The following is a 24,841-nucleotide window of genomic DNA, read 5'->3' as shown; positions in this document are numbered from 1 at the left end:
GCCGGCCAGCGGCCGGCACTACCCGTTGAGGTGCCGCGGTGACTTCAGTGCGTCAGCGCGTAGTCGATCGCCGCGCAGATCGCCGCGACCTGCGCATCGTTGCACTGCTGCGGGGTGGCGCGCGGGCTGTCCGGGTACACCTCGGTGGTGGTGGTGTAACGGGCGCCGCTGACGCTGGCGCACAGGCCCAGCTTCTCCAGGGGGTACTCGATCACCCCCGGGGCCACCACCGGCGAGCCGATGATTTCGCCCTTGTCGTCGGCCGGGGCGATATGCGTCACCTGCTCCACCGCGGCATTCACCGCGGTCTGGAACGCCGGCTGCGGGTTCTCGGTGTCATCGACCAGATAGAAACCATCGGGAATCAGGCCCGGCTCGAACGGCTTGCCGTCGCGTGCGGCCAGCGCCGGGCGGAACTCGGTTTCATCGCTGTCGGTGGTCTCATGCAGATCGATGTGCATCACGATGCTGCCGCGCAACGGCGCGACCAGGGCGGTCAATGCTGCCGATTCGGCGGCCGGGCTGTTGGCCACGAAGGAGCGGTTCGGATCGATCGCATCGGCGTTCCAGCGCTGGATGCGCTCGTAGCCCCACGGGCTCACACACGGCACCACCAGCAGATTGGCGCGGCCGGCGTACCCGGCGGCACGCGTCTGCAGGAACTGCAGCGCGCCCTGCACGCCGCTGGTTTCGTACCCATGAATGCCGCCGGTGACCAGCATGGTGGGCAGCGCCGGGTTCCAGTCGCGGCTGCGCACGGCAAACAGCGGGTACTGGTCCGGGGCGTAATCGAGCGTGCCGTACTGGCTGACATCGAACGTGTCGCGCAGGGCCTCCACCGCCGGCAGCACGTCATCGGCATAGCGCCGCTGCGGCACCTGGCGCGCGCGCCACTGCGCCTTCTCCGCTGCGCCCCACGGCTGGCCGGGGGTACCGATCGGGTAGAAGGTGGCGTCGTTCATGGCGTGCTCGCGTCCGGTGGCAGGAAAACGGGGATTTTATCATCGCCGCCGCACCTGCCCTCACGCGTGGGCGAGCCAGCCGCGGAAACACAGCCCCTGGTAGAACGGTTCGACCCGGGCGAAGCCGGCGTCGCGCAGCATCGCTTCATCCTGCGCCGGCGACAGCACGTGCAGGTGGTCGGCCACCGCCGCACGCCCGTTGGCGGCCTGCGCGGGTGCGATGCCCGACGACACCGCGAAGGCGGCGTACCGTGCCAGCCAGCGTTCGCGCGACTCGGCCGCCTGATCGAAACTCATGTGCGCCAGTACCAGCGGCGCCCCCGGCCGCAGCCGCTGGTGCAGCGCCTGCAAGGTGGCCATGCGCGCCGGCGCCGCCACGAAATGCAGCGTCAGCAGGCAGGCGGCGGCGTCGAACGGCCCCTGCGGCGCGCTGTCGATGTAACCGTGGTGGAGCGTGGCGCGCCCCGCCAGATCGCCGAGCGTCTGCGCCGCCAGGGCAAGCATCGGGGCCGACGGGTCCACCCCATCGAAGCGCCAGCCCGGGTGCGCCGTGGCGAAGGCACGCAGCTCCAGCCCGCCGCCCGCGCCGAGGACCAGCACGCGGGCCTGCGCGGGCGCGGATTCGGCCAGCAGCTGGGTGCACATACGTTGCAGGTCGACGAAGCCGGGGACCAGCCGAGGGGGGCCTTCCGCATAACGCGTCACGGCGGCGGGGTCTGCATAGGCATCCATCAGCACACGTCCGAATAATGTAACTATATACGTTACATTACAGGTCCGAACCGACGCCTGTCATCCCCCGGCGTACTGCGCGTCGCTGACTTTCTCCAGCCATGTGACCGGCGAACCGTCCACCGCCTCGGCGATGGCGATGTGCGTCATAGCGACATCCGCCTGCGCGCCGTGCCAGTGCTTGACGCCCGGTGGGATCCAGACGATGTCGCCCGGCCGGATCGCCTGCGCGGGCTTGCCCCACTCCTGCACGTGGCCCGCCCCCTGCGTGACGATCAGGGTCTGGCCGAGGGGATGGGTATGCCAGGCGGTGCGTGCGCCGGGCTCGAAGGTGACGGTGGCACCGCCGACGCGGGCCGGCGCATCGGCCTGGAACGGCGCATCGATGCGCACGGTGCCGGTGAAGTAGTCCGCCGGCCCGGCGACGGACGCCGCGCTGCCGGCCTTGGCGATCCGGATCGGCGCCGTCTCGGCAGGCAGCGATGCGGCCATCATGGTCAGCGACAAGGCAGTGGTGAACATGGACATGGGCGTCTCCTGTGGCAGTCGATTCACTGTAGGCAGTGCCGGGACCGCGGACTAGCCGGCCAGCGCCGCATGGACCCAGTACCGATGCTCATCAATCGCAACGCCGGCGTTGCACCCTCTCGCCCCCTGCGCCCATGATTGGGTTCAATCAATCCTCCCTTGCCATCCACCGGACTCATCAATGGCCCGCGAGAATCTCAACGACCTGCAGGGGTTTGTCACCGTTGCCCGCGAGCGCAGTTTTACCCGCGCCGCGGCCCAGCTCGGGGTCTCGCAGTCGGCCCTGAGCCATACCGTGCGCGGGCTGGAGGAACGGCTGGGCGTGCGCCTGCTGACCCGCACCACCCGCAGCGTCTCGATGACCGAAGCCGGCGAGCGCCTGTACGACACGGTGGCCCCGCGCATGCAGGACATCGAGGCCGAACTGGTCGCCATCGCCGAGTACCGCGACCACCCGGCCGGCACCATCCGCATCACCACCGCCGAACACGCGGCCAACACCCTGGTCTGGCCGCGGCTGAGCGCGGTGCTGCCACGCTACCCCGATCTGAAGCTCGAGCTGACCGTGGACTACGGGCTGGCCGACATCGTCGCCCAGCGCTACGACATCGGCATCCGCCTCGGCGGCAAGGTGGCCCGCGACATGATCGCCGTGCCGATCAGCGGGCCGCAGCGGATGGCGATCGTGGCCAGCCCGGCCTACTTCACCCGGCATGTCGCGCCGGTCACACCGGGCGACCTTGCCGCGCACGACTGCATCGGCCTGCGCCTGCCCACCCACGGCGGCCTGATGGTGTGGGACCTGCACAAGGACGGCGAGGACGTGAACGTGCGCGTGGCCGGCCAGTGGACCTTCAACGGCAGCAGCGCGATCCTGCGCGCCGCGCTGGTGGGCGCGGGGCTGGCCTACCTGCCCGAGGACATGGTGCTCGAGCACCTCGCCGCCGGGCAACTGCAGCGGGTGATGGCGGACTGGTGCGACGTGTTCGACGGCTACTACGCCTACTACCCCAGCCGCCGCCAGTCCTCGAGCGCGATGCGGGTGGTGATCGACGCGCTGCGCTACCGCTAGCGCTAGCGCCCGACCAGTTGCTGGCGCGCGGCGTTGTAGCGGTCGCCGACGATGGTCACCGCGTCCAGCGCCGCCTGGATGTCGGCGAGATCGCCACTGTCCAGCTGCAGGGCCAGCGCGCCAAGATTTTCCTGCAGCCGCTCGGGCCGGGTGGTGCCGGGAATCGGCACGATCCACGGCTTGCGCGACAGCAGCCAAGCCAGGGCGATCTGCGCGGGCGTGGCCTGGTGGTCGGTGGCGATGGCGGTGATGCGGTCGACCAGCGCCTGGTTGGCGGCCCGGGCCTCGGCGGCGAAGCGCGGGACCGAGTTGCGGAAGTCATCGGCGGCGAAGGCGGTATCGGCCTGGATCGCGCCGGTCAGAAAGCCCTTGCCGAGGGGACTGAACGGGACACAGCCGATGCCCAGTTCCTCCAGCACCGGCAACACGCTGGTCTCCGGCTCGCGCCACCACAGCGAGTATTCGCTCTGCAGGGCCGTCACCGGCTGCACCGCATGGGCGCGCCTCACGGTCTCGGCACCCGCTTCGGACAGCCCGAAATGACCCACTTTGCCCTCGGCGATCAGATCCCTGACGGTACCGGCGACGTCTTCGATCGGCACCTGCGGATCGACCCGATGCTGGTAGAACAGATCGATGCGCTCGGTCTTCAACCGCGCCAGGCTGGCCTCGGCAACGGCCCGGATGCGCGCCGGCCGGCTGTCCAGCCCGGCGTCCGCGTGGCCCTCGCGGAAGCCGAACTTGGTCGCGATCACCACGCGATCGCGGTACGGCGCCAGGGCCTCGCCGAGCAGGCGCTCGTTGGTGAACGGCCCATAGGCTTCGGCGGTATCGAAGAACGTGACGCCCTGCTCCACGGCCGCGTGGAGCAGGCGCACGGCGGCGTCGTGACCGGTGGCGGGGCCATAGCCATAGCTCAGCCCCATGCAGCCCAGGCCGAGCGCGGAAACGGTGAGGCCACTACGGCCCAGAGTACGGGTGATCATGCAGGGCTCCTGCGTGCGCCAGTGGCGCCGGACGGGGGAGCGGTCACGTTACGCGCGCGCCGGCCCCCGATTGCAGGGGCTGGCGCGCATGCGGTCATGAACCGGCGTCATCAACACCTGTTCGCGCACCGGCTCAGGGCCGCAGCAGCACCTTGCCGCTGCGGCCGGCTTCAAGGCTGGCACGGGCCGCGTCGGCCACCTCTTCCAGCCCGTACACACCCTCCACGGGCAGGCTCAGGCCACCGTTGGCCGCCAGCTGCAGCAGTTCGCCGACCAGACGTCGTTTGTCGTCCGGTGCCATCGCCTGGCTGACCTTGCTGCCCCAGAAACCCTTGACCGTGGCCTGCTTGAAGATCACGTCGCCCGAATTGAGCTGCATTGGCTCGCCGCTCATCGACCCGAACGACACCAGCGTGCCGCCGTCGCCGAGCAGGGTCATCAGCTCGCTGCTCGCCCGGCCGCCGACCGAGTCGACCGCCGCGGCGATGGACTGCTCGCCGACCAGCGCCTGCAGCTGCGCCATCCAGTCCGAGCGTGCGGTGGACACCGTGTTGTCGATGCCCAATGCCGCCATGTCCGCCACGCCGTCGTCGCGCCGCACCAGGTTCACGCAGTGCACCCCGCGCGCCTTGGCCAGCATCGCCAGCGCCTTGCCCACCGCGCCGTTGGCGGCGTTCTGCAGAATCCACTGGCCCGGTCGCACCTGCAGGAACTCCAGCAGCATCAAGGCGCTGAGCGGCATGGCGATCAACTGTGCAGCCACCTCGTCGCCAATCGCATCGGGCATCGGAATGACCATGCGTGACGGGGCGATGAAGGCTTCGGCCCAGGTGCCGTGCACCGAGGCCGCGCTGACCCGCTGCCCCACTTCCAGGCCCTCCACACCGGCGCCGAGGGCATCGATGACGCCAGTGGCTTCGCTGCCGCCAATGGCCGGCAGCGGCGGCTTGTAGCCGTAGCGCCCGCGCACGGTCCACAGGTCGTGGTTGTGGATGGGGGCCAGCACGGTGCGGATGCGGACCTCGCCCGTGCCCGGCTCGGGCATGCGGGCCTGGTCGCAGCGCAGCACATCGGCCGGCTCGCCGAAACGGTCATGCAGCGCCGCCCGCATCAGCGGCTCCCGACGCGGCAGGCCGCGTCGCGCTGGATGGGGAACGGTGAAACACGCATCAGGATCGTCATGGGGGATCTCCTGGAAGGATGGAAGATGGCGCTGCGCTCAGCGCCGGTGACGGTGCGCTGCGGCCACCGCCGGCACCGGATGGCGCCAGGCGCGTGCCCGCAGCAGCAGGGTCTGCAGGACCAGCAGTGCACCGGCCGCCAGGGCCAGCACGGCAATGCTGTCCGCGCCCGGCAGGGTCCAGCCGGACTGCTTGATGTGCACGCCCACCAGCGCCCAGACAACGGCGGCCGGATAGGCGAAGTGACCGCGCAGGCGATGGTTGGCCCACCACGCCAGCAGCGTGGCCAGCACCAGCAGCACCACGCTCCAGCCGAACATGTTCTGGGTGGGCAGCCACTGGTAGGCCACGATGACCTGCGCGGTGTTGAGGAACGCGGCCATGCTCAGCCAGCCGGCGTGCAATGCCAGCGGATAGGCGGCCCAGGCGCGCTGCGCGCCGCTGGCGTTGAGCGGTGAGGCGCGGAATGCGGCCACCAGCAGGCAGATCAGGGCGGCCCAGATGATGGCCAGCGCCGGCAGGAACCACTGGTTGGAAAACACCGGCATCCACGCCGCGGTGAGCGCAAAGCCGCACGCCGCCCAGCCACGCACGCCGTCGAGGTCGGGCTTGCGCCGCCGCAGCTGCCACAGGCCGAACACCACGTCCCAGAGGAAGATCAGGCCCCAGATCGCGAACGCGTAGCCGGCCGCCACCAGCAGGGTGGGATAGCGGTCTGAGATGGCGCCATTGGTCGGACCGAACATGCCGGACTGCGAGAACCACGAGACGACCGGCATGGCCATCGCGGCCAACAACACAATCCAGCGCATGCATCACCTACCCAACGAAAGAGCGATGACGATACGCGGTTGGCGGTTAAGACGGTGGCATTGCGTGCCAGCCGATGTGCTTTCCGGGCGTGGCCGGTTCCCGATGCGATACGGCCCGATATTGCAAGCACTTACTAACATAGCCTTTGCTATATTGAGGCATGGACCGCCCCCGCCACCCTGCCCCTGCAGACCCCGCCTGGCCGACGGCGGCCGGACACAGCCCGAGCCTGGGCGAGATGAACGCCAGCGTGGCCGTGCCCAGTGGTGGCCACTGGTGGTTCCGGCTACTCGCCTTCCTCGGCCCGGGCTACATGGTGTCGGTCGGCTACATGGACCCGGGCAACTGGGCCACCGACATCGCCGGTGGCGCGCAGTTCGGCTATCTGCTGCTGTCGGTGATCCTGCTGTCCAACCTGATGGCCATCGTGCTGCAGGGGCTGTCGGCGCGGCTCGGCATCGCCACCGGCCGCGACCTCGCCCAGGCCTGCCGCGACCATTACACCCGGCCGGTGAACCTGGGCCTGTGGCTGCTGTGCGAAATCGCGATCATCGCCTGCGACCTGGCCGAAGTGATCGGCACCGCCATCGCGCTGAAACTGCTGTTCGGCATCCCGCTCCTGGCCGGCGCGGTCATCACCGCCGTGGACGTGGTGCTGGTGCTGCTGCTGATGCACCGTGGCTTCCGTGCACTGGAAGCCTTCGTCATCGCGCTGCTGCTGGTGATCTTCGGCTGCTTCGCGGTCCAGATCGCGCTGGCCGCGCCGCCGCTGCAGGCCGTGCTGGCCGGCTTCATCCCGCATGCCGAGGTGGTGACCAACCCGCAGGCGCTGTACCTGGCGATCGGCATCATCGGGGCCACGGTGATGCCGCACAACCTGTATCTGCATTCCTCCATCGTGCAGACCCGCGCGTACCCGCGTACCGACACCGGCCGCCGCAGCGCGCTGCGCTGGGCGGTGGCCGACAGCACCCTGGCGCTGATGCTGGCCTTGTTCATCAATGCCTCGATCCTGATCCTGGCGGCGGCGGTGTTCCATGCGCACGGCCGCACCGACGTGCAGGAGATCGAGCAGGCCTACGAACTGCTGGCACCGATGCTGGGCGTGGGCCTGGCTTCCACGCTGTTTGCCGTTGCCCTGCTCGCCTCGGGCATCAACTCCACGGTGACCGCCACGCTGGCCGGCCAGATCGTGATGGAAGGCTTCCTGCGGCTGCGCATCGCGCCGTGGGCGCGCCGGCTGATCACCCGCGGCATCGCCATCGTGCCGGTGGTGGTGGTGACGGCCATCTACGGAGAGCAGGGCACCGCGCGGCTGCTGGTGCTCAGCCAGGTGCTGCTGTCCATGCAGCTGCCGTTCGCGGTGATCCCGCTGGTGCGCTTCGTCTCGGACAAGGCCAAGATGGGCGCGCTGGTCGCGCCGCGCTGGCTGATCGCACTGTCCTGGCTGATCGCGGCGGTGATCGTGGTGCTCAACGTCAAACTGCTGGTGGACACGCTGGCGGGCTGATCAACATCACGCCGTCCGCAGTGCTGAGAACGCCCGCTCCAGCGTCAGGCTGATGGGCGTGATGGTAGCGTCAGCGCGGGCCCGCCGCACGCCGCATCAACGCGCGGAAGCGCGGACAGGCCAGGTGGCTGGGTGCACGGCAGCGCGCTGCGTGGCGCAGACCGTCGCGCACGCGGGTCATGGTCTGGATGCTGCGATCAAGCTCATCGGCCCGGGCGCTCAACTGCGCGCGGTCGAAGCCGCCCGCCTCTGCCGTGCCCAACAGCGTGCCGATCTCCTGCAGGGTCATGCCCGCCGCGCGCCCCAGTGCGATCAGCGCCAGCTGCTCCAGCACGCCGGCATCGAACACCCGGCGCAGCCCACGCCGCCCGATCGCATGGATCAGCCCCACGCTCTCGTAGTGGCGCAGTGCCGACGCCGCCAGACCGGAGCGGCGGGCAACCTCGGCGATATCCAGTTCCTGCATGGCTTGACCTCATGTGCACTTGAAGTGGCACAGTGCGGGCTCCCTCCCCTGCTGGCAAGTCCGAAGCGAGTCCGCCATGACCGACACCTCCCAACACGCGCTGTGGAATGGCCCCGCCGGTCTGGCGTGGGTGCAGGCGCAGCGCCTGCTCGACACCATGTTCGCGCCACTGGCGCGGGTGCTCGCCGATGCGGTTCCGCCGGGCGCGGAATGGCAGGTCCTCGATGTCGGCTGTGGCACCGGCGCGGTGAGCCTGGCGATCGCCGGCCGGCTGGGCGCCGGTGGCCACTGTACCGGCGTCGACATCTCCGCGCCGATGATCGACGCCGCGCGCGCGCGGGCGCGTACCGATGCCGTGGCGGCGACCTTCCTGGTCGCCGACGCACAGCGCCATGCGTTTCCCGCCGCCCGCATCGACCGCGTGGTGTCCCGCTTCGGGGTGATGTTCTTCGACGATCCGCAGCGTGCCTTTGCCGGACTACGCGATGCCACCCGCCCCGGCGGCACGCTCCACGCCATCGCCTGGCGCGCGGCCGCGGAAAATCCGTTCATGACCACCGCCGAACGCGCTGCCGCACCGCTGCTCCCGCTGCCGCCGCGCAGCCCGGGCGGCCCGGGGCAGTTCGCGTTCGCCGACCGCGAGGCGGTCGCGGCCCTGCTGGCGGCAAGCGGCTGGGCCGATATCCGGATCGAGCCGCTGGATGTGGTCTGCCGGATCACGCGGGAGGAGCTGACGCGCTACGTCGCCCTGCTGGGGCCGGTGGGCCAGGCGCTGCGCAGCCCGGACGTCGATGCCGCGCGCCGCAGTCGCGTGCTGGCGGCGATGGACGCGGCCTTCGCGCCCTTCATCGAGCGCGACACGGTGGCCTTTACCGCCGCCTGCTGGGCGCTGCACGCCCGCGCGCCGTGACCGGTCGCCGCATCAACACCCCCGTCAGCGCCATTGCGACCAGTGCGATGCCCGCCGCCGTCACGAACGCATACACCGCGCCGCCCGCATAGGCCTGGCGTGCCAGGCGGCCCATGCCATCGGCGGCCATCGACAGCTCGCCCACCACCACGCGCTCCAGCAGGGCCGGCGACACGGCGTGACCGGCCTCGGCAAAGCGCTGCGCGGCATTGGCGCGCACCTGGCTCGCCAGCACCGCGCCCAGCGTGGCGAAGCCGAGCAGAATGCCCGAGAACCGCGCAGTGGTGCTGATCCCGGAGGCCATGCCTGCACGCTCGGCCGGCATCACGCTCATGATCGCCTTCTGCGTTTCGCCATTGAGCAGCCCGCCACCGCTGCCCAGCACCGCCATTGCCAGCAGCAGACCAAGGTCGCTGTGCCGCCACAACGCCAGTGCGATGCCGAGATTGCCAAGGACCGCCACGCCAAGGCCGAGCGCCAACAGCGTCCCGGCCGACCAGCGGCGGCCGAGACGACGCCCTGCGAAGGGCATCACCAGCATGGCCAGCGCAAACGGCAGCATGTGCAGCGCAGCCTGCAGCACGCTGTCGCCGCGTGCGTTCTGCAGCAGCAGCGGCAGCAGCGAGGCCATCACCTGCACCGCTGCGGCATACGCGAACATCGCGATCACCGCCCCGACCACGGCCGGGTACCGGAACAGGCGCAGGTCGAGCATCGGCTGCGCGCGGCCGCGCTCGACCACCACGAAAGCGCCGGCCAGCACGACAGCAGCGAGCAGCCAGGGCAGCACCGCCGCGCTCGCCCAGCCGGCGACAGGGCCGCGGATCAATCCCCAGGTCCACGCCAGCATCGCGCCGGCGAACAGCAGCACGCCCGGCACATCGACCGGCCGCCGCTGCGGATCGCGCGAGTCGGCGATGTGGCGCGCGCTCAAGGCGGCGAGCAGCAGGCACAGCGGCAGGTTCAGGTGAAAGGCCCAGCGCCAGCCCAGCCAGGTTGCGATGGCACCCCCGATCAGCGGCGCCAGCACCATCGTCAGGCCCATGATCGCGCCCCAGATGGCCCAAGCCCGCGCCCGCGACGCGGCGTCCTGGTGCGCGTGGCCGATCAGCGACAGCGCCGGGGCCAGCATGAATGCCGCCGCCGCGCCCTGCCCCGCCCGCGCCAGATACAGCACCGGCGCGCTCGCGGCCACCCCGCAGGCCACCGAGGTCGCCGCGAACAGCAGCAGCCCGATCACGTACAGCCGGCGGCGACCAATGCGGTCGGCCAGCGTGCCGGCCGGCAGCAGCAGCGAGGCGAAACACAGTACGTAGGCGCTCACCACCCACTCGATGTCGGCGAAGCTGGCCGACAGATCCCGTGCGATGGTCGGCAGCACCACGCCCACCACGTTGGTGTCCAGCACGGTCAGCGCGCAGCCCGCGGACGCCAGCACCAGCACCGCATCCGACCGGGCCGTGCGTGGCGGCGATGCCGGGCTCATGCCCCGGGCACCGCCAGACGCGCGCGCAGCCGGGTTTCGATGTCGCGGTCGTCGAGGGCGTAGCCGTACACGTCCTGAAGCGCGCCGTCGGCACCGAGCAGGAACCAGGACGCGGTGTGCTCGAAGGTCGCCGTGTCGCCCTCGCCCACGCGCCGGTACGTCACGCCAAGACTTTCAGCCACGGCGCGGGTGCCGGCCTCGTCGCCGGACAGGCCGATGAAGGTCGGGTCGAACGCGGCCAGGTACTCGTGCAGATGCGCCGGCGTATCACGCGCCGGATCGACCGTCACGAATACCACCTGCAGGCGCTCGCCGAGCGGACCTAGCCGTCGCTTGAACTGCACGGCCTTGTGCAGGCTCAGCGGGCATACCTCGGGACAGTGGGTGAAGCCGAAGAACAGCAGGGTCGGCTGCCCCCGCAGCGCGGCGATGGACAGACTCCGCCCATCGCTGCTCTGCAGCGCCACCGACTCCAGCGCGGCCTGGCCCATGACCGGTGCGTCGGCCGGCTGGCAGGCCGCCAGCAGCACGGCGGCGGCCACCACGGCGGCACGCAGCGTCCTCATCGGGTGCCACCGGAGGCGGCGGCCACGTTGCGTACCACGAAGTCCACCGGCAGCGTTCCCGCCCGCTCGAACTGCAGACGCACCCGCACCACCTGCCCGTCCTGCAATGGCCGCTTGGGGGTCATCAGCATGAGGTGGTAACCACCGGGCTGCAGCGCCACCGACGTCCCGGCGGCCAACGCCAGACCGTCCGGCAGCGCATGCATGCGCATGACCTCGCCGTCCATGCGCATCGCGTGGATCTGCACCTGCGCGAAGTCCCTGCAGCTTGCGCCCACCAGGCGGTCATCGGCGCCGGCATTGTGCAGCTGGATGTAGCCCGCCGCGACCTGTGCCGCCGGCGGCGGCAGCCGGATCCACGCCGCATCGTAGGCGATCGCCGGCGACGCGGCAGGCGCGGCCACCGCCCCCACCGGCATCGACACCGCACCGGTGCCGGCCAGGAGGGCGGTCAGCAGCAGACCGGATGCGCGCGTCATTGCATCGGCATCATGTTGAGGTTGGCGTTGTGCATCACCCACAGCGAGCCGGCCACCACGATGGCGATCAGGAACGCCGTGCACAGGAAGATGCCGGTGTTCTCGCGCTGGCTGCGGCCGGCACCGATGTGCAGGAACAGCACCAGCTGCGCGACCAGCTGCACCACGCACAGCACCACGATGGCGGTGAGCCGCAGCGGCTGCGGCACCAGCTCGGTCATGACCACGCCAAACGACGCACCGGTCAGCACCAGGCACAGCAGCAGGCCAACGATGTAGCCCTTCAGGGTGGCGTGGCCACCGCCGTGATCGGCATCGGCAGCAGAGTGGCTCATACGAACTCCCGCAGGTAGACGAAGGTGAACACGCAGATCCAGATCAGATCCAGGAAGTGCCAGAACAGGCTCAGGCAGGCCAGACGACGGCGCACGATGCCATCCAGGCCGAACTTCAGTACCTGGTGGATCATGATGGCCAGCCACAGCAGGCCAAAGGTGACGTGCAGACCATGCGTGGCCACCAGGGTGAAGTACGCCGACAGATAGGCGCTCACATCCGGGGTTGCGCCCTCATGGATGAGCTCGGCGAACTCGTACAGTTCCATGCCGATGAACACCGCGCCGAGCAGGCCGGTCACCGCCAGCCAGCCGACCACCTGATTTCGCCGGCCGGCCTGCATGCCCAGCATCGCCAGGCCGAAGGTGAAGCTGCTGAGCAGCAGCACCACCGTTTCGGACAGGACGAAGCCCAGCTTGAACAGCTCCTTGCCGCTGGGGCCGTCGGCGGTCCCGTTGAGCAGCACCCCGAACGTCGCGAACAGCACCGCGAAGATCAGGCAGTCGCCCATCAGGTACATCCAGAACCCGACGACGGTCTTGCTGCCGTCGTCATGGTGCTCATGCGCGGCGTGGTGCTGGCCGGCGTCGAGCGTATCGTGCAGCGCTGCTGCACTCCGGGTATCGCCGCTCATGCCCTGGCTCCTTCCATCTGCGCAAGATGCGCTTCTTCGATGCGCTTCACCTCGGCGGCGGGCACGTAGTAGTCCACGTCGCGGTCATAGGAACGCAGCACGAACGTGGCGATCACACCGATCAGGCCGATGCCGGCCACCACCCACATATGCCAGACCAGCGCGAAGCAGAGGATCAGGCTGAACACCGAGATCACCACGCCCGCGGCGGTGTTGCGGGGCATGTGGATGTCCTCGTAGTGATCCTGGCGCTGCCAGGCGCGGCCCTGCTGCTTGTCGTCCCAATGCTGTTCCAGCGAGGTGATCACCGGCAACTTGGCGAAGTTGTAGAACGGCGGCGGCGAGGAGGTCGCCCATTCCAGGCTGCGCGCGTTCCACGGGTCACCGGTCAGGTCCTGGTTGGCCTTGCGGTCGCGCACGCTGACGTAGAACTGGATGAACATCGCCGCGATGCCGGCAGCGATCACCAGTGCACCGATGGCCGCCACGATCAGCCACGGCTGGTAGCCGTCGACCGCGTAGTGGTTCATGCGCCGGGTCATGCCCTTGAAGCCAAGCACGTACAGCGGCATGAAGGCCAGGTAGAAGCCGACCAGCCAGCACCAGAAGGAGATCTTGCCCCAGCGCTCGTTGAGGGTGAAGCCGAACGCCTTGGGGAACCAGAAGCTGATGCCGGCCAGGCAGCCGAACACCACGCCACCGATGATCACGTTATGGAAATGCGCGATCAGGAACAGGCTGTTGTGCAGCACGAAGTCCGCGCCCGGGATGGCCAGCATCACGCCGGTCATGCCACCCAGTGCGAAGGTGACCATGAACCCGATCGTCCACATGGTCGAGGAGTGGTAGCGGATGCGCCCCCGGTACATGGTGAACAGCCAGTTGAACAGCTTCACGCCGGTGGGAATGGAGATGATCGAGGTCATGATGCCGAAGAAGGCATTGACGTTCGCGCCCGAGCCCATCGTGAAGAAGTGGTGCAGCCACACGAAGAACGACAGGATGCCGATCGACGAGGTCGCGTAGACCATCGAGCGGTAGCCGAACAGCGGCTTGCCGGAGAAGGTGGCGATGATCTCGGAGAACGCGCCGAAGCACGGCAGGATCAGCACATAGACTTCCGGATGGCCCCAGATCCAGATCAGGTTGACGTACATCATGGCGTTGCCGCCGGCATCATTGGTGAAGAAATGCATGCCGAAGTAGCGGTCCATCGTCAACAGCGCCAGGGTCGCGGTCAGCACCGGGAAGATCGCCACGATCAGGATGTTGGTGATCAGCGCGGTCCAGGTGAACACCGGCATCTTCATCAGGTCCATGCCCGGCGCACGCATCTTGAGGATGGTGACGATGAAGTTCAGGCCGGTCAGCGTGGTGCCGATACCCGAGACCTGCAGCGACCAGATGTAGTAGTCCACGCCCACCGTTGGGCTGTACTCGATCCCCGACAGCGGCGGATAGGCCACCCAGCCGGTGGCGGCAAAGTCGCCGACGAACATGGACGCCATCACCAGTGCCGCGCCCACCGCCGACAGCCAGAAGCTCAGCGAGTTGACGAACGGGAACGCGACGTCGCGCGCGCCGATCTGCAGCGGCACCACCACGTTCATCAGGCCCACGATGAGCGGGGTCGCCACGAAGAAGATCATGATCACGCCATGCGCGGTGAAGATCTGGTCGTAGTGTTCCGGCGGCAGGTAGCCGGCCGCATCGTTGGCCGCGATCGCCTGCTGGGCGCGCATCATCAGAGCGTCGGCAAAGCCGCGCACCAGCATGACCAGCGCCAGGATGATGTACATCACGCCGATCTTCTTGTGGTCCACCGAGGTGATCCACTCGGTCCAGATGTAGCCCCACTTCTTGTAATACGTGATGGCCGCGATGATCGCCGCGCCCAGCAGCAGCGAGCCCGCCAGCGCCGACATGATGATCGGGTCGTGGTAGGGAATCGCTTCCAGGTTCAACTTTCCAAGCACAATCAGTTCTCCGCGGTACGGCTGGCAGGCGCGGCCAGGCTCACGAGTTGGGATGTGGCGCCGGGCTCCTCGCCCGGCAGGCAGATTTCGTCATCGGGCATGCCGCCGTAGCGGCGCAGCACGCTGGAGAACAGGCCGGCATCGACGCTGGCGAAGCGCTGCATCGGCGCGCCGTGGGTCGGTGCCTCAAGCGCCGTCAGACGCGCCGCGCCCAGGTGCTCCCCGGTACCGCGGGCCTGCACCAGCCACTGCTGGAAGTCCGCCTCGGTGACCACGCGTGCATCGAACTTCATGTCCGAGAAGCCGGAGCCGCTGTAGGCCGAGGACATGCCGGCGTAGGTGCCCGGGGTGTGCCCGATCAGGTGCAGGCGGGTCTGCATCCCGGCCATCGTGTACACCATGCTGCCGAGCTGCGGCACGAAGAAGGCGTTCATCATCGACTCGGACGTCAGCTTGAAGGCCACCGGCGTATCGACGGGCATCACAAGCTCGTTGACCGTGGCCACGTTGTGGTCGGGGTAGATGAACAGCCACTTCCAGTTCAGCGACACCACCTCCACGCGCAGCGGCGCCTTGTCCGAGGCGATGGGCCGGTAGGGGTCCAGTGCATGCGTGCTGCGCCAGATCAGCACGCCAAGCACCACCACGATCAGGCACGGAATGGTCCACACCACCACTTCGATCGCGGTGGAGTGCGACCAGTCCGGCGCGTAGGTCGCCCGGGTGTTGGATTCGCGGTAGCGCCACGCGAAGTACAGCGTGAGCAGGATGACCGGCACCACCACCAGCAGCATGAGCCCGGTACAGACCAGGATCAGCTGCATCTCCTGCTCGGCGATGCTGCCCATCGGATTGAACAGCTCCAGGTTTTTGCAACCCGAGAGCAGTGGCAGCAGGGCTGCCAGGCCGAACCATCGTCCGGCGTTGCGGCGACCGGACCACGGGGTCCGGCGAGCGGTGTGTGTAGCTGGGTTCATGCGTGACGGCCCTTCCAACGCGGTACCCGGGCCGGGGCGGCCCGTAACAGGAAAGTGGCGGACGCCCCCCTGCATGACCGATATGCATGGGGGGTGCCCGCCGCAGCCGCGTACGTTAGGCAACGACATGATCCATACATGATGCGACACACTGTCGCAGGCAGCGGTGGGGTGACGGGTAAGATGCGGCGATGAACGCAACGACCGCCGATTGGCAGCGCCTCATCGCCGACGGCCACGGGCCGGTGTACCTGCGCATCGTGCAGGCGCTGGAGCGCGCGGTGTGGTCCGGCGCACTGCGCCCCGGCCAACGCCTGCCGGCGCAGCGCACCCTGGCTGGCGAACTGGGGGTGGACCTGACCACCATTACCCGCGCCTTCAATGAAGCGCGCAAACGCGGGCTGATCGACGCGCGCGGCCCGCTGGGCTCGTTCGTGGCACCGCCGCAGGTCGAGCTGGCGCAGCTGGTGGACCTGAGCATGAACCTGCCGCCCAGCCCCGGCGGCGGCCAGGTGGCCGAGGTGCTGCGGCGCGGGCTGTCGTCGGTACTGACCCGCAGCGATGCCGGCAACCTGATGACGTACCACGTCGGCGGCGGCAGCGCGGCCGACCAGTTGGCCGCCGCGCAGTGGCTGAAGCCGATCCTGGGCCGCTGCGAGCCGGCACGGCTGGTGGTCACCGAGGGCGCGCAGGCAGCGTTGTCGGCGCTGCTGCTGGCCTTGACCGACGCAGGCGATACGGTGCTGTGCGAGCCGCTGGTCTACCCGGGCCTGCTGCACGCCGCACGGGTGCTGCAGCGGCGACTGCAGGTGGTGGACAGCGACGAACACGGCATGCGCCCGGACGCGCTGCGCCGGCTTGCCCGCACCACCGGGGCGCGCGTGGTCTACCTCAACCCGACCGCGCAGAACCCCACCGCGCATACGCTGCCCGACGCACGTCGGCGCGCGTTGGCCGAGGTGCTGCGCGCGCAGGATCTGCAGCTGATCGAGGACGACCCTTACTGGCTGCTGGCCGAGGACGCGCCCGCCCCGCTCGCGCTGCATGCGCCCGAGCACACCTGTTACATCTCCACCCTGTCCAAATGCCTCAGCCCCGGGCTGCATACCGCGTTCGTGCACCTGCCTGACGGCGTCGCCCGCCAGGCGGTGCTGGATGCGCTGCGCGCCGTCAACCTGATGGCACCGCCGCTGATGAACGCGCTGGTCACCCAGTTGATCCTGGACGGCTCGGCACAGGCGATGCTCAAGCTGGTGCAGGACGAGGCGGCCGAACGCCGCTACCTGGCGCGCTCCGCGCTGTCGCCGCGGTTCCTGCAGGCGTGCGCGGGGGTGCACGCCTGGTGCCGGCTGCCTGCACACTGGACCGATGTCAGCCTTACCCACGCCGCCCGCCTGCAGGGCCTCGGCATCGCGCCGTCGTCGGCCTTTACCCCGGAAGGGGTGGCCATCACCGATGCGGTGCGGATCTCGCTGGGCGCCGCCGCCAGCCGCCAGGAGCTGCACCGGGCGCTGCGCCAGCTCGACCAGCTGATGCACCTGCCTGCGGGCCAGGAAGCGACATGGACGGTGTGACCGCTGCGCCGGGCGGAGTAGCATGTGCGCCCACGCAGCGACGGCGGGCCCGTCGCCCTGCCCCTGCACCGCCGTCTTCGATCGCCACGCCATGACCCATCCCAACCACCGCGTCCAAGGCCTCGACAACGATGAGGTGGCCCCGGACTGGCCCGCCATCGACGCGACCGAGATCGCCTGGCTGCGCACGCGCTTTCCGGCGTTGCAGGGGGATGCCGCGCTGCAGTGGCACAGTCCCCGCCCGCTGTCCGCCGCGGCCATCGTCGGCCACGGCGCGGATGCGGTGTTCGTCAAGCGGCACCACGCCAGCGTGCGCAGTGCCGCCACCCTGCAGGAAGAGCACCGCTTCATCGCGCACCTCGCGGCCCACGGCGTTCCCGTGGCCGCGCTGCTGCGCGACCGGGCAGGCGCAACGGCGGTCGAACATGCCGGTTGGACCTACGAACTGCACGGGGTCGGCCAGGGCGAGGACCGGTATCGCGACGCCCCCTCCTGGACCCCGCTGACCGACACGGCCCAGGCCAGGGAAGCCGGCAGGGCGCTGGCCGGACTGCACCAGGCCGCGGCCGGGTACCACGCGGCCCAGCGCGGCACGCACCTGCTGGTGGCCCGCGACGATCTGATCCGCGCCGCCGACCCGATCGCCGCCCTCGCGGCACAGCTCGGCGAGCGCCCTGCCCTGGCCGACTACCTGGCCGGCACCGCCTGGCAGGACGATCTGCAGCGCGACCTGCTGCCCTGGCATGCGCGCCTGGCCGGGCGCCTGGAGCAGGAGCCACGGTTGTGGGCGCACAACGACTGGCATGTGTCGAACCTGCTGTGGCACCAGGCTGCCACCGGCGACCGGGTCAGCACCGTGCTCGACTTCGGCCTGGCCTCGCCGACCAGCGCCCTGTTCGACCTCGCCACCGCGATCGAGCGCAATGCGATTGCCTGGCTGGACCTGGACGGCCCGGTGCCGGTACGCACCGATATCGCGCTGGCCCTGCTCGACGGCTACCGGGCCGTACTGCCGCTGTCGGCGGCACGCGTTCATCTGCTGGCGGACCTGCTGCCGCTGGTGCACCTGGATTTCGCCCTGTCCGAGGTGGAGTACTTCCACGGCGTGACCCTGTCCACGCCCAACGCGGACGTGGCCTACCGGACCTTCCTGCTGGGCCATGCGCAGTGGTTCGGCACGCCCCACGGCACCGCGCTGCGGGAGGCGCTGCACGCCACTGCCTGAGCCCGCGCTCGCAAACGCGCGCCATTTGGTGTGAAATAGCCGCTGAAGCGGGGGTGCCTGGCGAAACCAGGCTGAGAGAGTCCCTTGGAACCTGATCCGGTTTGCACCGGCGTAGGGAGCTTTGAGCAGTGGGCGCAGGGACCGTTGACGGTCGATGCGCGCGCGCCGTCGCTTCGTCTCCTTCTGCTGGCTGATGACGAATCGAATGAACCGCTGCTATCCCCCTGCGTTGCTGACCGTCGCCCTGTGCGCCGCCCTGCCGCTGTACGCGGCCGAACCCGCCCCGGATACCGCCGACCGCTCGCCGACCGAGCTGGCCGCGGTGCGCGTGCAGGCACGCCAGCCGGCCGCCGATACCGCGCAGTCCACCAGCTTCGGTGCCGGCGACTGGAAGAGCACCCCGGCCTCGGTGACCCGGCTGGACCGCACGCAGATCGAACGCCGCCAACTGCGCACCCTGTCCGAGATCGCAACCCAGGACGCGTCGCTGGGCGACAGCTACGCCCCGGTCGGCTATTACCAGAACATCGCCATCCGCGGTTTCGCCCTGGATACCGCGACCGGCTACCGGTTCAACGGCCTGCCCATCGCCGGCGAGCAGCGGCTGGCGCTGGAGAACGTGCAGGCGGTGGAGATCCTCAAGGGCGAAGCCGGTCTCGCCGCCGGCGTGATGTCGCCAGGCGGCATCATCAACTACGTCGGCAAGCGTGCCGCGGACGTGCGCACGGTGACCCTGGGCACCGATGCCGAAGGCTCGCGCTATGCCGCCGTGGACGTGGGCCAGTGGCTGACGCCGCGCTTCGGCGTGCGGGTCAACGCCGCCTGGGAAGACACCGCGTCCTACATCGACCATGCCGACGGCCGCCGCAACTTCTATTCGGTGGCGGCCGACTGGCTGATCGGCGAGCGCGGCAAGCTCGAGGTGGACGCCAACTACCAGACCAGCGCGCAGCGTTCGGCCTCCGGCTACCAGCTGCTCGGCGCAACGGCGCTGCCGCGCGGCGTGGACCGGTCGCGCATGCTCGGCTACCAGGCCTGGCAGCAGCCGGTGGGCATCGACAGCACCAACATCACCGCGCTGCACACCTATGACTTCAGCCCGGACTGGCAGTCGCGCGTCTCGGTCAGCCACAGCCGCACGGTCATCGACGACAACGTCGCCTTCGCCTACGGCTGCTACTACGCCGCGTCCTGCGCCGATGGCAGCGTGCCGGGCAACTACTTCGGCCCGGATGGTGCCTACGACATCTACGACTACCGCAGCCCGGACGACACCCGTCGCAACCAGGCCGCACGCGCCGAACTGCGCGGCACCCTGCACACCGGCCGGGTGGAACACGCACTGACCTTCGGCGCCGAAACGTTCCGGCGCACGGTGGACAAGCGCCGCAACGTCAACGAATACGTGGGCACGGCCAACATCAACGACGCCCAGGTGCCGCAGTTCGCACCGTCGCCCCTGCAGCCGGGCGCCTCGGCGCGGCGTCTGGACAGCCGCCAGAATGCGGTGTTCGCGCTGGACCGGATGCGCTTTGGCGACGACTGGGAGTGGCTGGCGGGCGGCCGCTTCGTGCGCCTGGACGAGCATGCCTACAGCAAGGCCGGCGTCCCCGAACGCCACAGCCGGCTGTCGCGCTTCCTGCCGCAGACCGCGCTGGTGTGGAAGGCCACCGACGAGGTCAGTGCGTACGCAAGCTACGTCCGTGGCATCTCGCTGGGTCAGGAAGCCCCTTTCTGGACCAGCAATGACGGCACCTTCCTCGCACCGATGCTGTCGCGCCAGGTCGAAGTGGGCGTCAAGTTCGCGTCCACCGATGCGCTGACCCTCGGCGCGGCCCTGTTCCGCACCACCCAGCCCTACCAGTACGCGATGCCGGACCAGAGCGACGCGGGCTTCACCTTCGTCCAGGCAGGACAGCAGGTCCACACCGGACTGGAACTCACCGCGCAGGGGCATCTGACCGAACGGCTTGAACTGAACGCCAGTGCCAGCGTACTGCGGGCGCGTGCCGGCGATACCGGCACCGCGGCCCACGAAGGCCATCAGCTGGTCAACGTGCCCAAGGTGCGGGCCACCGTGCATGCCGACTACCAGGTGCCGTTCGTGCCGGGCCTGGGCGTGACCGGCGGCTGGCGCTATGCCGGCGCGAACGTGGCCACGGTCGACGGTGCGGTGCGTGCACCGGCCTACCACGTGTTCGACGTGGGCGTGCGCTACCGCCACCTGCTGCGCGAGCGGCCGGTGACCTGGAACCTCACCGTCGACAACGTCACCGATCGCTTCTACTGGCGCGATACCGGCAGCAGCGCCGGTGACTACTACCTGTTCGCCGGCGCACCGCGCCAGGCGCGCCTGTCGGTGACGTTCGCGCTATGAACGCCGCCGTGCTCGAGTGGACCGCCGCGATCGTCAGCATGGCCGGCGTCGCCATGATGGGGCGCCGCTGGATGATCGCCTGGCCGGTCGGCCTGCTGTCGGTGGCGCTGTATGCGCTGGTCTTCATCGAGGCCCGCCTGTACTCGGACACGCTGCTGCAGGTGGCCTTCGGCGCGTTCCTGGTCTACGGCTGGCTCAGCTGGCGCCGGCATGCGGTGGAAGACGGTGCGATCGTCATCGTGCCGCTGTCGCGTCGCCATGCGTGGCGCGACCTGGGCGTCGGCGTGGTGTCCGGTATCGCGCTGGGCGCGGCAATGCACACCTTTACCGATGCCGCCCTGCCCTGGCTGGATGCGCTGCTGGCCGCACTGAGCCTGGTCGCGCAGTGGTGGCAGGCGCGGCGGCACGTGGCCGCGTGGTGGCTGTGGATCCTGGTGGACGTGGTGTACGTCGGCATGTACCTGGTCAAGTCGCTGCACGTGACCGCCGTGCTCTACCTGGTCTTCGTCGGCCTTGCGGTGATGGGCCTGCGTGCCTGGTCCGCCGCCGGTGTTCCGTCGGCCACCCTGGCGGCGCGACACCGCTGAGCGTTGGCCGGCGGCGCCGTGCCGGCCGGCCCGGCCAGGCGTCCCCACAGGGACGCCTCCGCCGCGAGCGAGGGCAGGATCACCAGGAGGTGATGCTGGGCATGCATATGCGGTCTGCCCGGTCAGTCGCGCGCGGCATCGGGCCGCGCGGTGTGCGGGTACCCTGCCGCGAGCAGGGCGGCCAGCAGGACGCTTTCATCGCGCTCCGACTGGACCTCCACCGAACGCGCGGACGGATCGGTTTCGATGCGGGCCTGCGGATCCGCATCGAGCAGCGCGCGGGTCACGGAATGGGCGCAGCCGCCGCAGGTCATGTTGGGGATGTGGAACTGGAACATCGTGTCTACCTGTTGAGTGAGGGTGTCCGATCACTCTCCGGCCTGACAGCATGGCAATGTCAACGGTTTTTTCGTGCGCCGGTGCGGCGTGACGGCACCGGCGTATCGACGCCGAACAACGGCGCTCTGCGCGCCGCCGGCGGCGTCTGCGATGCCGCGTCGGCGGCCGGTTCGGCCAGGTCGGCGATGATCGGGCAATCGGGCCGGTCGTTGCCGTGGCAGTGCTCGGCGAGGTGTTCGAGGGTACCGACCATCGCCTGCAGTTCGTCGATCCGCGCCTTCAATCCGGCCACATGCGAGAGCGCCATTGCCTTCACATCGGCACTGGCGCGGGTGCGGTCGCGCCACAGCACCAGCAGGTCGGCGATCTGTTCCACCGAGAAGCCGAGGTCGCGCGCGCGCCGGATGAAGCGCAGGCTGTGCGCGTCCTGGGGACTGTAGTGGCGATAGCCGGCCTCCGAGCGCATCGCCTTCGGAATCAGGCCGATCTGTTCGTAATAGCGGATCATCTTCGCCGAGACGCCGGAAAACTGCGCCGCTTCACCGATGTTCATCGTTTCACCCTCCCGTTGACGGTTAGAGGGTACCGGCTCGCGCCGGTACATAGGGCGCCTGGAAGCGCTTGAGACGCAACGCGTTGCCCAGCACGAACACGCTGGACAGCGCCATCGCCGCCGCCGCGAAGATCGGCGAGAGCAAGGTGCCACTGAACGGATACAGCGCACCGGCCGCCACCGGAATCAACAACGCGTTGTAGGCGAACGCCCAGAACAGGTTCTGCTTGATGTTGCGGATCGTCGCCTTGCTGATCGCGATGGCATTGGCCACGCCACGCAGGTCGCCGGAGATCAGCACCACGTCGGCCGCCTCGATCGCCACGTCGGTGCCCGACCCGATCGCCAGCCCGACATCGGCCTCGGCCAGCGCCGGAGCGTCGTTGATGCCGTCGCCCACGAACGCGACCCGCATGCCGTTGGCACGCAGCTGCTGCAGCGCAGCGACCTTGCCGTCGGGCAGCACCTCGGCCACCACGTCATCGATGCCGAGCTGGCGGGCGATGGCCGCAGCGGTGGCGGCATTGTCACCGGTGATCATCGCGACCTTGAGTCCGATCGCATGCAGCGCGCGGATCGCCTCGGGCGTCGTCTCGCGGATCGGATCGGCAACCGCGATCACCGCCGCGAGGCGGCCGTCGATGGCGGCGTACAGCGGACTGCGGCCCTGCGCGCCGAGGCGCTGCGCGGTCGCGACGAAGGCCGTGACATCCAGCCCCAGCCGGGTCATGTAGCGGTCCGCGCCCACCGCGACGCTGCGGCCGGCCACGGTGGCCGAGACACCAAAGCCCGGCACCGCATCGAAATTCCCGACCGCGTCCAGCGCAAGGTTGCGCTGCCGTGCGGCCGCTACGATGGCCGCGCCGATCGGATGCTCCGACTGGGTCTCCACCGCCGCCACCAGAGCCAGCACCTCGTCGGAGGTAAAGCCGTCGGCGATCTCCAGATCGGTCAGCTCCGGACGCCCCTTGGTCAGCGTACCGGTCTTGTCCAGCGCGACCACGCCCACATCGCGCAGCGCCTGCAGCGCTTCGCCCTTGCGGAACAGCACGCCCAGCTCGGCCGCGCGGCCGGTGCCGACCATGATCGAGGTCGGCGTGGCCAGCCCCATCGCGCAGGGGCAGGCGATGATCAGCAGCGCCACCGCATTGACCAGCGCGAAGCTCAACGCCGGTGCGGGCCCGAACACCAGCCACACCACGAACGTCACCACGGCCGCGGCCATCACCGCCGGCACGAACCACAGCGTCACCTTGTCCACCAGCGCCTGGATCGGCAGCTTGCTGCCCTGCGCCTGTTCGACCAGGCGGATGATCTGGGCGAGCACGGTGTCCGCGCCGACCTGGGTGACCTCGAAGCGGAACGCGCCGGTGGTGTTGATCGTGCCGCCGACCACGTTGGCCCCGGCCTGCTTGGCCACCGGGACCGGTTCGCCGGTGATCATGCTTTCATCCACGTAGGAGCTGCCGTCGACCACCGTGCCGTCCACCGGCACCTTCTCGCCCGGCCGCACCAGCACGACATCGCCGGTCACCACCTGGTCGAGCGCGACCTCCTGCACCTGGCCATCGCGTTCCACCCGTGCGGTCCGGGCCTGCAGCCCGACCAACCGCTTGATCGCCTGCGAGGTGCGCCCTTTCGCGCGCGCTTCCAGCACGCGGCCGAGCAGGATCAGCGTGACGATCACAGCGGCGGCCTCGTAATAGATGTTCGCGGTGCCGGCCGGCAGCACCTGCGGTGCGAACGTCGCCACCAGGGAATAGCCGTACGCGGCCGCCGTGCCCACCGACACCAGCGAATTCATGTCCGGCGCCCCCCGCAGCAGCGCCGGAATGCCTTTGCGGAAGAAGCGCAGGCCCGGCCCGAACAGCACCAGCGTGGTCAGTACGAACTGCACATACGCATTGGTCTGCCCGCCCAGCGTGTGCTGCACCCAGTGGTGCAGCGCCGGAATCAGATGGGCGCCCATCTCCAGCACGAACACCGGCAGGGTCAGTGCCGCCGCCACCGTCAGCGCGCGCCGCAGCGAGCGGTCTTCCGCCTCGCGGCGTTCGGCGTCCTGGTCGGCCGACTGCGTGGTGCCGGCCGACACCGCCCGGGCGACATAGCCGGCCTGCTCGACCGCCGCGATCAGCGCGGCAAGTGGCACCGCGCCGTCCAGGTGGCGCACCCGGGCGCGTTCGGTGGCAAGGTTGACGCTGGCCTCCAGCACCCCGGGCACCGCGGCCAGGGCACGCTCGACCCGCCCCACGCACGACGCGCAGGTCATCTCCTGGATCGCCAGTTCGGTGGTGGCGGCGCGCACCTGATAGCCGGCGTGCTCGATCGCACCGACCACCGCCTGCGCATCGGGCGCACCGTCGAAGGTGATGTCCGCACGTTCGGTGGCCAGGTTGACCGACGCCTGCCGGACGCCGGCCACCGCACTCAGCGCGCGCTCGACCCGGCCAACGCAGGACGCGCAGGTCATGCCCTCCACCGGCACGCTGATGCGCACGCTGGCGGACGGGGCGACAAGGGGGGCGGGAGTGGCGCTGGGCGACATGGCGGCCTCGGAAACGGGATTCGGGAG

24 protein-coding genes and 1 riboswitch are annotated in these 24,841 nt (G+C 69.6%); of the genes, 7 read left to right on the top strand and 17 right to left on the bottom strand.

The window, feature by feature from the left end; all coding sequences use genetic code 11:
• Positions 1 to 44 precede the first annotated feature (44 nt).
• From ACO6VK_RS10915 to ACO6VK_RS10905, 3 genes are read right to left on the bottom strand one after another with little or no spacing between them, the layout of a single operon-like run.
• Positions 45 to 962, bottom strand: a complete 918-nt coding sequence (locus tag ACO6VK_RS10915) for a M14 family metallopeptidase (protein ID WP_422507029.1) — start codon at positions 960 to 962, stop codon at positions 45 to 47.
• A gap of 60 nt (positions 963 to 1,022) precedes the next feature.
• Positions 1,023 to 1,694: a class I SAM-dependent methyltransferase gene (locus tag ACO6VK_RS10910; protein WP_422507027.1), complete on the bottom strand. Its 672-nt coding sequence runs from the start codon at positions 1,692 to 1,694 to the stop codon at positions 1,023 to 1,025.
• Between the two features lie 60 nt (positions 1,695 to 1,754).
• Positions 1,755 to 2,222, bottom strand: a complete 468-nt coding sequence (locus tag ACO6VK_RS10905; RefSeq protein WP_422507025.1) for a (R)-mandelonitrile lyase — start codon at positions 2,220 to 2,222, stop codon at positions 1,755 to 1,757.
• A gap of 181 nt (positions 2,223 to 2,403) precedes the next feature.
• Here ACO6VK_RS10905 and ACO6VK_RS10900 point away from each other — a divergent pair, with 181 nt between their 5' ends.
• Positions 2,404 to 3,294, top strand: a complete 891-nt coding sequence (locus ACO6VK_RS10900; RefSeq protein WP_422507023.1) for a LysR family transcriptional regulator — start codon at positions 2,404 to 2,406, stop codon at positions 3,292 to 3,294.
• 2 nt (positions 3,295 to 3,296) lie between these two features.
• Here the strand turns inward: ACO6VK_RS10900 and ACO6VK_RS10895 are convergent, their stop codons facing one another.
• The 3 genes from ACO6VK_RS10895 to ACO6VK_RS10885 form a co-directional block, all read right to left on the bottom strand.
• Positions 3,297 to 4,280, bottom strand: coding sequence for an aldo/keto reductase (locus tag ACO6VK_RS10895; protein WP_422507021.1), 984 nt, complete (start codon positions 4,278 to 4,280; stop codon positions 3,297 to 3,299).
• Positions 4,281 to 4,413: 133 nt separating this feature from the next.
• Positions 4,414 to 5,391 carry a zinc-binding dehydrogenase gene (locus tag ACO6VK_RS10890; RefSeq protein WP_422507019.1) on the bottom strand — a complete coding sequence of 326 codons (978 nt, stop codon included), beginning with the start codon at positions 5,389 to 5,391 and terminating at the stop codon, positions 4,414 to 4,416.
• A 108-nt stretch (positions 5,392 to 5,499) separates the two neighbouring features.
• Positions 5,500 to 6,273 carry a hypothetical protein gene (locus ACO6VK_RS10885; RefSeq protein ID WP_422507017.1) on the bottom strand — a complete coding sequence of 258 codons (774 nt, stop codon included), beginning with the start codon at positions 6,271 to 6,273 and terminating at the stop codon, positions 5,500 to 5,502.
• Positions 6,274 to 6,434: 161 nt separating this feature from the next.
• On the opposite strand from ACO6VK_RS10885, the gene ACO6VK_RS10880 reads away from it, so the two are divergent.
• Entirely contained in the window at positions 6,435 to 7,784 is a 1,350-nt protein-coding gene (locus tag ACO6VK_RS10880; protein ID WP_422507015.1) for an Nramp family divalent metal transporter, read from the top strand.
• 70 nt (positions 7,785 to 7,854) lie between these two features.
• Here the strand turns inward: ACO6VK_RS10880 and ACO6VK_RS10875 are convergent, their stop codons facing one another.
• Positions 7,855 to 8,250: a helix-turn-helix domain-containing protein gene (locus tag ACO6VK_RS10875; RefSeq protein WP_422507013.1), complete on the bottom strand. Its 396-nt coding sequence runs from the start codon at positions 8,248 to 8,250 to the stop codon at positions 7,855 to 7,857.
• 76 nt (positions 8,251 to 8,326) lie between these two features.
• Between ACO6VK_RS10875 and ACO6VK_RS10870 the strand changes: the two genes are divergently transcribed.
• Complete coding sequence (locus tag ACO6VK_RS10870; protein WP_422507011.1) at positions 8,327 to 9,160, top strand: class I SAM-dependent methyltransferase; 834 nt, start codon at positions 8,327 to 8,329, stop codon at positions 9,158 to 9,160.
• Here the strand turns inward: ACO6VK_RS10870 and ACO6VK_RS10865 are convergent.
• From ACO6VK_RS10865 to cyoA, 7 genes are read right to left on the bottom strand one after another with little or no spacing between them, the layout of a single operon-like run.
• Positions 9,120 to 10,646: an MFS transporter gene (locus tag ACO6VK_RS10865; RefSeq protein ID WP_422507009.1), complete on the bottom strand. Its 1,527-nt coding sequence runs from the start codon at positions 10,644 to 10,646 to the stop codon at positions 9,120 to 9,122. The genes ACO6VK_RS10870 and ACO6VK_RS10865 overlap by 41 nt on opposite strands.
• Complete coding sequence (locus tag ACO6VK_RS10860) at positions 10,643 to 11,212, bottom strand: SCO family protein (RefSeq protein ID WP_422507007.1); 570 nt, start codon at positions 11,210 to 11,212, stop codon at positions 10,643 to 10,645. Before ACO6VK_RS10860 ends, ACO6VK_RS10865 begins: the two co-directional genes overlap by 4 nt.
• Positions 11,209 to 11,691, bottom strand: a complete 483-nt coding sequence (locus tag ACO6VK_RS10855; RefSeq protein WP_422507005.1) for a copper chaperone PCu(A)C — start codon at positions 11,689 to 11,691, stop codon at positions 11,209 to 11,211. Before ACO6VK_RS10855 ends, ACO6VK_RS10860 begins: the two co-directional genes overlap by 4 nt.
• Positions 11,688 to 12,026, bottom strand: coding sequence for a cytochrome o ubiquinol oxidase subunit IV (cyoD, locus tag ACO6VK_RS10850; protein WP_422507003.1), 339 nt, complete (start codon positions 12,024 to 12,026; stop codon positions 11,688 to 11,690). The genes ACO6VK_RS10855 and cyoD overlap by 4 nt, the downstream gene beginning before the upstream one ends.
• Positions 12,023 to 12,661 carry a cytochrome o ubiquinol oxidase subunit III gene (gene cyoC / locus ACO6VK_RS10845; RefSeq protein ID WP_422507001.1) on the bottom strand — a complete coding sequence of 213 codons (639 nt, stop codon included), beginning with the start codon at positions 12,659 to 12,661 and terminating at the stop codon, positions 12,023 to 12,025. Before cyoC ends, cyoD begins: the two co-directional genes overlap by 4 nt.
• Positions 12,658 to 14,637: a cytochrome o ubiquinol oxidase subunit I gene (cyoB, locus tag ACO6VK_RS10840; RefSeq protein ID WP_422506999.1), complete on the bottom strand. Its 1,980-nt coding sequence runs from the start codon at positions 14,635 to 14,637 to the stop codon at positions 12,658 to 12,660. The genes cyoC and cyoB overlap by 4 nt, the downstream gene beginning before the upstream one ends.
• Before the next feature lie 2 nt (positions 14,638 to 14,639).
• Complete coding sequence (gene cyoA, locus ACO6VK_RS10835; protein WP_422506997.1) at positions 14,640 to 15,614, bottom strand: ubiquinol oxidase subunit II; 975 nt, start codon at positions 15,612 to 15,614, stop codon at positions 14,640 to 14,642.
• Positions 15,615 to 15,805: 191 nt separating this feature from the next.
• On the opposite strand from cyoA, the gene ACO6VK_RS10830 reads away from it, so the two are divergent.
• The 4 genes from ACO6VK_RS10830 to pnuC all read left to right on the top strand — a co-directional run bounded on the left by ACO6VK_RS10830 (position 15,806) and on the right by pnuC (position 21,377).
• Positions 15,806 to 17,188, top strand: a complete 1,383-nt coding sequence (locus tag ACO6VK_RS10830) for a PLP-dependent aminotransferase family protein (protein WP_422506995.1) — start codon at positions 15,806 to 15,808, stop codon at positions 17,186 to 17,188.
• Positions 17,189 to 17,279: 91 nt separating this feature from the next.
• Complete coding sequence (locus ACO6VK_RS10825) at positions 17,280 to 18,413, top strand: phosphotransferase enzyme family protein (RefSeq protein ID WP_422506993.1); 1,134 nt, start codon at positions 17,280 to 17,282, stop codon at positions 18,411 to 18,413.
• Positions 18,414 to 18,452: 39 nt separating this feature from the next.
• A riboswitch (TPP riboswitch) is annotated at positions 18,453 to 18,548 on the top strand.
• A gap of 70 nt (positions 18,549 to 18,618) precedes the next feature.
• Positions 18,619 to 20,790 (top strand): TonB-dependent siderophore receptor, encoded by a 2,172-nt coding sequence (locus ACO6VK_RS10820; protein WP_422507033.1) that lies wholly within the window; start codon positions 18,619 to 18,621, stop codon positions 20,788 to 20,790.
• A complete protein-coding gene (gene pnuC, locus ACO6VK_RS10815; protein ID WP_422506991.1) occupies positions 20,787 to 21,377 on the top strand; it encodes a nicotinamide riboside transporter PnuC in 591 nt (196 codons plus the stop codon). Before ACO6VK_RS10820 ends, pnuC begins: the two co-directional genes overlap by 4 nt.
• Positions 21,378 to 21,499: 122 nt before the next feature.
• Here the strand turns inward: pnuC and ACO6VK_RS10810 are convergent, their stop codons facing one another.
• Genes ACO6VK_RS10810 through ACO6VK_RS10800 form a run of 3 tightly spaced genes read right to left on the bottom strand, consistent with a single transcriptional unit; the run spans position 21,500 to position 24,814 of the window.
• The gene (locus ACO6VK_RS10810) at positions 21,500 to 21,715 is read right to left on the bottom strand and encodes a heavy-metal-associated domain-containing protein (RefSeq protein WP_422506989.1); all 216 of its coding nucleotides are present in this window, start codon (positions 21,713 to 21,715) and stop codon (positions 21,500 to 21,502) included.
• A 59-nt stretch (positions 21,716 to 21,774) separates the two neighbouring features.
• The gene (gene cueR, locus ACO6VK_RS10805; RefSeq protein ID WP_422506987.1) at positions 21,775 to 22,269 is read right to left on the bottom strand and encodes a Cu(I)-responsive transcriptional regulator; all 495 of its coding nucleotides are present in this window, start codon (positions 22,267 to 22,269) and stop codon (positions 21,775 to 21,777) included.
• A 22-nt stretch (positions 22,270 to 22,291) separates the two neighbouring features.
• Positions 22,292 to 24,814, bottom strand: a complete 2,523-nt coding sequence (locus ACO6VK_RS10800) for a heavy metal translocating P-type ATPase (protein WP_422507031.1) — start codon at positions 24,812 to 24,814, stop codon at positions 22,292 to 22,294.
• Between the last annotated feature and the right edge of the window lie 27 nt (positions 24,815 to 24,841).

Origin of the sequence: Stenotrophomonas sp. GZD-301, assembly GCF_049310345.1 — a bacterium.
Taxonomy (GTDB): domain Bacteria; phylum Pseudomonadota; class Gammaproteobacteria; order Xanthomonadales; family Xanthomonadaceae; genus Stenotrophomonas.
This window is presented reverse-complemented; position numbering and strand designations above follow the sequence as displayed.